This window comes from Sphingomonas sp. Root710 (assembly GCF_001429065.1).
Lineage (GTDB): Bacteria > Pseudomonadota > Alphaproteobacteria > Sphingomonadales > Sphingomonadaceae > Rhizorhabdus.
The window spans coordinates 38854-45979 of record NZ_LMIB01000005.1 but is presented as its reverse complement, the minus strand read 5'-3'; the positions used below and the strand labels follow the sequence as shown (position 1 = coordinate 45979).

The window sequence follows — 7126 nt, the reverse complement described above, 5'->3', positions numbered from 1 at the left end:
CCTCGGCACTGACGGAGGCCATGGACATGCTCAACCACCATTTCGCAGCAGCCGCCTGATCGGCGCAGAGCGACAGCCTACCTGTGACTGCCGCCAATCTTTGCAACAGAGCCCGTAAGCTCTCGAAGCTCAAGGCGCTGGATTTCTTCGCCTGGGCCGACGAGGTGCTGTCCAGGGCATCGGCCCGGTCACCGTTGGCCGACGCGCTGCGCTATGCGGCGAAGCTGAAGCCGCAACTGCTCGCCTACACCGACGACGGCAGGCTGGAGATCGACAACAATCCGGCGGAGAATGCCCTCAGGGGTATATGCCTTGGCAGGAAAAATTGGCTTTTTGCAGGCGCCGACTGCGGCGGGGAGCGCGCCGCTGCCATGTATTCACTGCTTGAAACGGCCAAACTCAATGGCGTCAATCCGCAGGAGTGGCTTGCCGATGTGCTTGATCGCATTGGCAAGGGGCATCCGATCAACCGGATCGATGAACTTCTGCCGTGGAGATGGCAGGCATCGCAGGTCTAAATCTGCTTGGAAGTGGTGTCGCTCCCAGCTTAATGTCATCTGCACCCGCCATTCCTATGAATACCAAGGCGTTATGATCGAGTTCTACACGTGATGATCGTTTTGAGATTGCGGAAAGTGACCGAAGCAGACCCGACGCGAGATTGGGTTCCGGCCGAACACTACGATATTGTCTTTGAAGGTGAGGTCGTCGGATCCATTCAACTTCGCCTTGGAAATACCGAATATATGCGGCTGTACGGTGGTCACGTTGGTTACGGCATCGAACCTCAGCATCGCGGTCATGGATATGCCGCCGCAGCACTCAAGGAACTGTCTTCAATCGCACAGCGCCATGGTTTTCAGGAAATCTGGATTACCTGTCGGCCTGATAATATTGCTTCGTGGCGTACTCTTGAAAAGGCCGGTGCGACCTATGAAGGAACGGTCGACGTTCCATTGGACAGCGATCTTTATGTGCGTGGAGATCTGCAAATGCGTCGGTATCGACTCGTGATTGGTGCGAAGGAAACGCTGCCTGCCGGGTAGATCGTTCGTGTCGGCCAAGGCCCCAAAAGGGGCGGTTACCAAGCGTGCGTGCGCCGCAAAGACGACCTACAGCGGACGCTTACCTTTCCACGCTATGCCCTCTATAAGCGCGACAGAACGCCCCCTTATTCAATGCGATGTTATGGCACGACCTAAACGACAGGAAGATCCATTGCTGCCGGTCCCGCTGCCAAAGCGGCGTCCGAGCCGCGCGAACACGCGCAACCTTGCTGCTTGGGTGAAACCTGAGCTTGCAGCTGAGATCAAGGGATTGGCTGAACGCGAGCAAACGTCTGTCGCGGCCCTGGTCGAAGAGGCGACGATCAATCTCTTGAAGACGCGCGGGATCGATTATCCTGACTATCTGCGCCATTACCGCAAAGCGGGATAAGTCCGCATCATAAGCGTGTGCACACGCTTATTCTTGCCAACTCCTGAAACTTGAGCCAGTTATGACCCGCTGATTCCGTCTTGGAGTCGGTGATTCATCTGTTGTGCGCGGGGTGGCTCCCCGTCTGCAACGGGCAACAAAAAACCCTCGCTTGGCTGAGCGAGGGCTGTTTGTGCCACCGAAGTGGGCGATTGCTTAACCCCTTTATCGGTGGCGCTGCGGCGAAAGTCAATCCTGAAAGCGTGCTTTCGGGAGCGATGGCGCTTGGCCTCGCGGGACCGACGAAGGGAGGTCCGCATGACCACTTCCATAGGCGCCGTGCTGCGTAGCACCGGCCTCGCCACGATCGACCGCGCCTTGCTTGCGCGTGCCGAAAAACCGCGCGTCAAAGTCTGGGCCGGCAGCATCGCCGTAGGCCACGAGAAGCGGGCCAAGGCTTACACGCCGATCCGCAATGCGCGCCAGATGCGCGAGATGATCGAAGCTGCAAAGCTCTACGAGCGGCAAACGCTTGCGCAGCGGCGAACGACCACACCGCGCGTTCGCAACGGCGCGATCGGACAGGCCGGCATCCAGATCATCGAGTTCCTGGCCCGCGTCATCGACTATAGCACCGGCGCGTTGTTCCCCAGCCTTCACACCATCATGGATGGAACCGGCCTGAGCAAGAATTGCGTCGTTCAGGCGCTTTCGCGCCTCAAAGACGCGCGCATTATCGACTGGTTCAGGCGCTACGAGCCGGTTCCCGACAACGAATCGCAAGGCGCTGGCCCGCGCATCAAGCAGGCCACAAACGCCTATCGCTTCCTCTTCCCCGCCTTTCTCTCGAAAATCTTCGCCGCTCGCCGGCGTCGCGGCGTCGCGGCCGATCCAGCGCCCGCTTGCGAACAGTATCGCCAGATCGAGGCGGCGCGCGACATGGAGCGCATGAGGGATCAGCTGCCCCTATGGGAGCTAACCCGCGAAGAGCGGGACAAGCGCGAGCTGAGGGACATTCTCGCCAGCTTGGGCGAAGCGATTGAGGCGAAAGAACGTGAGTCATCCGCAAGTGAAGATAACCGGCGGAGATATTTATATTGAATGGCCCTAGTCGGGCCATGCGCGATATTGGCATATATCCCGATCGTTTGCCCGCCTCCGTGAAATGTGTATAAATCCCAATGTCGGGATACCGTTGACGAAAGAAGTTCGATGCAGATGGACGTCGAAGCACGCGCACGTCAGATCGTAGCGGATATGGGCGGCCACTGGCGCGGCTCCTATGGCATGGTTTGCTGCCCAGCCCACAACGACCGCAATCCGTCGCTCCAAGTCACCCCCGGCAAGAAGGCTGTCCTGTTCAAATGTTGGGCCGGTTGCAGTCAGGAAGCCGTCTGGTCCGCGCTCAACAGCCGCAAAATCAATCGCCACACCAGCGGCGAAACGGTCGATCGCGCGCCCGAACCCTCGCGCCGGAAGCTCGCCCTGCAACTATGGGATTCCGCCGTGCCGATCGCAGGCACCGCGGCTGAACGCTATCTGCGTTCGCGCGCGATCGACCCGACCGGCCTCAAGGTGCGCTTCGCTCCGCGCTGCATCGTTGGTCCGCCCGACGCCCGCGAAGAGCATCCTGCCCTCCTTGTGCCGTTCGAGGCCGACGAAGGCATAATCGCCGTGCAGCGGATCTTGCTCGATCCAGCAACGGGCGAGAAACGCTACCATGCGGCGCTGCGCGAGGCGAAATTGACGCTCGGCCTGGTCCGACACGCCGCCATGCGGATCGGCGGCCAGCCAACCGGCGATGTTCTGCGCCTCGCGGAAGGCTTCGAGGAAGCCGTTTCCGTCACCCAGCTTAGTGACGGGAAATTCAAGGTGTGGGGCGCTGGCGGCATTCGCCGCTATGGCCTGATCGCGATCCCCGAACGCATCCGCAAAATCGTCATCTACTCGCAACACGGCCAGGAAGCCGCACAGGCCATAGAGGACGCGCGCGACCACCTCACTGCAAACGACCGCGAACTGAAAATCATCCTGCCGCCAGCCCCGGCGCCGATGGACTGGAACGACATTCTTCAGGAGAGAGCCAGGTGCTGATCCGAGGTTTCAAAAAATGGCCGCGAAATCAGCAAATCGCGTTGCCCATTCTCTCTGTTTTCGCTTTCGGCGCGCTGTTCAATCAGATGCAGGCGAGGAATAGCGAGCCGGTTTCGATCCACGTCGAGAACCCGCGCATTATCGACGGCGATACGCTCGAAACGCTCGACAAAAAGCGGGTGCGATTGTCGGGAATTGATGCGCCGGATGAGGACGGCAAGGGTAATGTGCCCAAGATCGCAGCGCAGCTCTATTTGGAAGAGCTGGTGAAGCAAAATGGCGGCATGGACTGCACGAGCGATTTTCAGGACGAAAAGCTGACGATCGAGCCGATATGCAACACGCGGCGGACAAGCTGGGGCCGGTCTAACCTGTCGTGCCGGTTTCGGTCGAATGGGGCATCTGTTTCGGCAACGATGGTGCGCCATGGATATGCCGTTGATTACAGGCAACATTCAGGGCTGGCGTATGCTCGTTTCATGAAAGACGCGGCCGATGAGCGACGAGGCCTTTGGGGTGTCGATTACGAGGCAATGAGGAATCTGGCGATCGAGAGGGGCCAGCTGCCGAACAAGTGCAAATGACCGGAGCCGGGAACCTGCCCTACTCCACCACACGGCTGCGCCGCGCGGCTCCACGGAGCCAGCAAAGCCGTCTCCGCCCATTCGGGTGACGGTCAGGGCTAGAAGGGAAGTTCAGCATGAATGACGCGACGCGAACGACGACGCAGGCCGCGCCCAGGCACAGCGTTTCGCCGCGCGTCGAGGCTTTCGCGGCATGGCTGATCGCCGCGCTCATTCTCGCAGGCGGCGGGATCGTCGCACGCCTGATCCTCGATTATCCGCAATTCCTGCCGAACAGCTATTTCGGCTTCCTGATTTACCGCGCTGGACCCACAATTGCCCTGCTATGGGCCTGTGTCGGCGCTGCGATCACGATCAATGCCGCGACGATACGCCTCATGCTCATGTCCGCCTTGTGTGCTTCTATCGTTGCGGTTCTCGCGCTCGCCATTCTCTAGCCGCTAAAAATGAGCGGCCCAGGGCCGCGCCTTGCCGGTGGTGGCAGCTGCCACCGGGGGGAACGCCAAGGGCACCCGCCCTTTCGTTCCCGAAGCATAATCGACAGGACCCACCACTCCCATCGATTTTGCTTCCCCCTCCCCATCCCGCGCTTCGCCAGCGGGTCAGAGCCGCAGGCCGCAGGCAGCGGCTTCGCCTAAAGGAGTGAGAAATGACCATCCAGACCATCCAACTGAACAAGCTGGCGCTTTCCGACCTCAACGTGCGGAAGGTGAAGCCCAAGGAAATCGAAGCCCTCGCGGCCGACATTCAGGCGCGGGGCGTGCTGCAAAACCTGATCGGCTATGACGAAGACGGCAAAATCAGGATTTGCGCCGGAGGGCGGCGCTACCGGGCCTTGAAGCTGTTGCAGAAGGCAAAGGCCATCCCCGGCACTTTCGAGGTTCCCGTTGAAATCCGCAGCAAGGACGAGGCGCTGGAAATCTCGCTTGCCGAGAACGCGCAGCGCGAGGACATGCACCCCGCCGATGCCATCGCAGCCTATCGGGCGATCATCGACAGCGGCAAGGACGTTGACGATGTTGCAGCATCGTTCGGCGTCTCCCCCGCCTATGTCCGCCGCGTGTTGAAGCTGGCGGCGCTGCACCCGACCATTCTCAAAGCCTTCCAGAAAGACGAAATCGGCATGGGCGCGGCGCAGGCTTTCGCGCTGACCGACGATCAGGACCGCCAGCTTGAGGTTTTCAAGCGCACCGGCGACAACGCCCATCAAATCCGGGCCATGCTCACCCAGGAGAAGGTTGCCGATACCGACAAGCATTTCCGCATTGTGGGCGAGGAAGCCTATTGCGCCGCAGGCGGCACCTTCACCACCGATCTTTTCGGAGAACGTCGCTATTGTGATGATGCGGGCCTTGTCATGGACCTTGTGCAAGATCGGCTCGACGCCATCGCCAAGGCGGCGCGCGAAGATGGCTGGCGCGATGCAGAAGGGCAGCTCTACCGGCCCGATTCCTACTGGATGCGCGGCCATCTGGAACCCGCAGGCGAGCGCGACCCGACCGAGGAAGAAACCGCGCAGCTGGTCGAGATCGAGGCGGCAATCGCCAAGCGGGAAAGCGAGGTGGACGAGGACGAGCACGACTATGACGACGAGTTGCGCGCCCTGACCCGCAAGCAGGACGCCATCGTATCGGCTTGCCGCGTTTTCACTGCCGAGCAGAAGGCCGAGCACTCCCTTATCGTCTTTATCGGCCATGACGGTATCGAACAGGTCGCGTTCACCCGCAGCGCCAAGGGGACCGCCGCCGATGGCCCCAAGCCTCCCCGGCCCGACTACTCGCAGAAAGTCATGGATCAGCTGGGCGGCATCCGCACGATGGCGGTTCGAGAAGCCCTTGCCAGCGACCCGGAACTGGCGCTGGACGTGCTCTTGACGGGCCTCTTGGGACAGGTTCGCGGCAACGCCTATTCGTGGCAACAAGCCGCCGAAATCACCGCCGAGAAGAACCGCTTCCATGTTGACGATGCGGTCATGGGCCATTCCACGATTGCCGACATTGACGAGATCGCGAGGGCCGATCTTGACCGCTTGGCCGAAGCACCCACGCTGGACGACATGCGCCAGATGGACAGCGAAGCGAAATTGCGGCTGCTGGCCTACTGCGTGGCCTCGCAGATCACGAGCCTTTCGTTCCACAGCGACCGCGACCGCCAGCTGGCGCAGATCGTCGGGGTCGCGCAGATCGACATGGCCGACAAGTGGGAACCTAATCAGGTATTCTATGACCAGCTTAGCAAGGCCACGCTCTTGAAGCTGCTGGCCGAAGGTTGCGGCAACGACGCTGTAGAGAATTGCCAGACCATGAAGCGCTCTGACCTTGCTGTGACGGTCAACGAGCGTCTTGCGGGGCGGCGCATTCTGCCCCCCGCCCTTCGACCCTCTGCCTTGCCCGATGCCGCCGATAGCGAAAGCCAAGCGGCATGACGGCACGGGGAGCGCGCTTCACTCCCGCGCTCCCCGCAAACTTCGGGGCGGTGGCAGCTGCCACCGCCCCGCCTTTGCGATCAGCGAATGCGCCTGTTGAGGAAGAAAATTCCGATGGGTGCGACGAACAGCGCAAAGCACCACAGCATCATGTTGATGAACAGCTTGAGCACGATCAGGATCAGCGCTGGCATGACGAATATCGTGTTGCCGCGCATCGTATCCATTGCCGTGTCCCAAACCATCTTGGCAAATGGGAATAGCGCCGTGCAGATCAGAAAATAGATAATCAGGAACGGGGTTTTCGGGCCTAGCGCCATCATGAAGGCGAAGAACAGAGCGCCAAAAATATAGGCCCGGATGAGGTAGCGTGGCTCTACAGCCCCAAATATTCTGCGAACGAACTCCATTTCTGATTCACCTGCTGTTTCATCTGGCAACTGGTTTAGATTCCACACAAAATCATGCAACCCGCCGCCATAATGAGCGGCCAGGGCCGCGCGCTTAGTAGTCTGTCAGCTGCCACATAGGATCGAGCGGCCCAGGGCCGCGCCTTGCCGGTGGTGGCAGCTGCCACCGGGGGGAACGCCAAGGGCACCCGCCCTTT

8 protein-coding genes and 1 pseudogene are annotated in these 7126 nt (G+C 60.5%); 8 read left to right on the top strand and 1 reads right to left on the bottom strand.

The window, feature by feature from the left end:
- Positions 1 to 110: 110 nt before the first annotated feature.
- The 8 genes and pseudogenes from ASE00_RS09555 to ASE00_RS09520 form a co-directional block, all read left to right on the top strand.
- A pseudogene (locus ASE00_RS09555) lies at positions 111 to 518 on the top strand (IS66 family transposase); the annotation flags it as partial.
- Positions 519 to 635: 117 nt separating this feature from the next.
- The gene (locus ASE00_RS22930; RefSeq protein WP_158011136.1) at positions 636 to 1046 is read left to right on the top strand and encodes a GNAT family N-acetyltransferase; all 411 of its coding nucleotides are present in this window, start codon (positions 636 to 638) and stop codon (positions 1044 to 1046) included.
- Positions 1047 to 1218: 172 nt separating this feature from the next.
- On the top strand, positions 1219 to 1437 hold the full coding sequence (locus ASE00_RS09545) for a hypothetical protein (protein WP_226998743.1): 219 nt from the start codon (positions 1219 to 1221) through the stop codon (positions 1435 to 1437).
- 318 nt (positions 1438 to 1755) lie between these two features.
- On the top strand, positions 1756 to 2517 hold the full coding sequence (locus ASE00_RS09540) for a replication initiation protein (RefSeq protein WP_235538614.1): 762 nt from the start codon (positions 1756 to 1758) through the stop codon (positions 2515 to 2517).
- A 111-nt stretch (positions 2518 to 2628) separates the two neighbouring features.
- Positions 2629 to 3510, top strand: a complete 882-nt coding sequence (locus tag ASE00_RS09535) for a toprim domain-containing protein (protein WP_056379713.1) — start codon at positions 2629 to 2631, stop codon at positions 3508 to 3510.
- Complete coding sequence (locus ASE00_RS09530; protein WP_020819817.1) at positions 3504 to 4094, top strand: thermonuclease family protein; 591 nt, start codon at positions 3504 to 3506, stop codon at positions 4092 to 4094. Before ASE00_RS09535 ends, ASE00_RS09530 begins: the two co-directional genes overlap by 7 nt.
- A gap of 116 nt (positions 4095 to 4210) precedes the next feature.
- Entirely contained in the window at positions 4211 to 4531 is a 321-nt protein-coding gene (locus tag ASE00_RS09525) for a hypothetical protein (protein WP_056379711.1), read from the top strand.
- Between the two features lie 212 nt (positions 4532 to 4743).
- On the top strand, positions 4744 to 6519 hold the full coding sequence (locus ASE00_RS09520; protein WP_056379709.1) for a ParB/RepB/Spo0J family partition protein: 1776 nt from the start codon (positions 4744 to 4746) through the stop codon (positions 6517 to 6519).
- 80 nt (positions 6520 to 6599) lie between these two features.
- On the opposite strand, the gene ASE00_RS09515 is transcribed toward ASE00_RS09520, so the two are convergent.
- Positions 6600 to 6989: a hypothetical protein gene (locus ASE00_RS09515; RefSeq protein ID WP_139181870.1), complete on the bottom strand. Its 390-nt coding sequence runs from the start codon at positions 6987 to 6989 to the stop codon at positions 6600 to 6602.
- Positions 6990 to 7126 lie beyond the last annotated feature (137 nt).

Bases quoted from the DNA above. Each gene is read 5' to 3' on its own strand.
- ASE00_RS09535 (WP_056379713.1), top strand. From the start codon at position 2,629: ATGCAGATGGACGTCGAAGCACGCGCACGTCAGATCGTAGCGGATATG.
- ASE00_RS09525 (WP_056379711.1), top strand. From the start codon at position 4,211: ATGAATGACGCGACGCGAACGACGACGCAGGCCGCGCCCAGGCACAGC.
- ASE00_RS09520 (WP_056379709.1), top strand. From the start codon at position 4,744: ATGACCATCCAGACCATCCAACTGAACAAGCTGGCGCTTTCCGACCTC.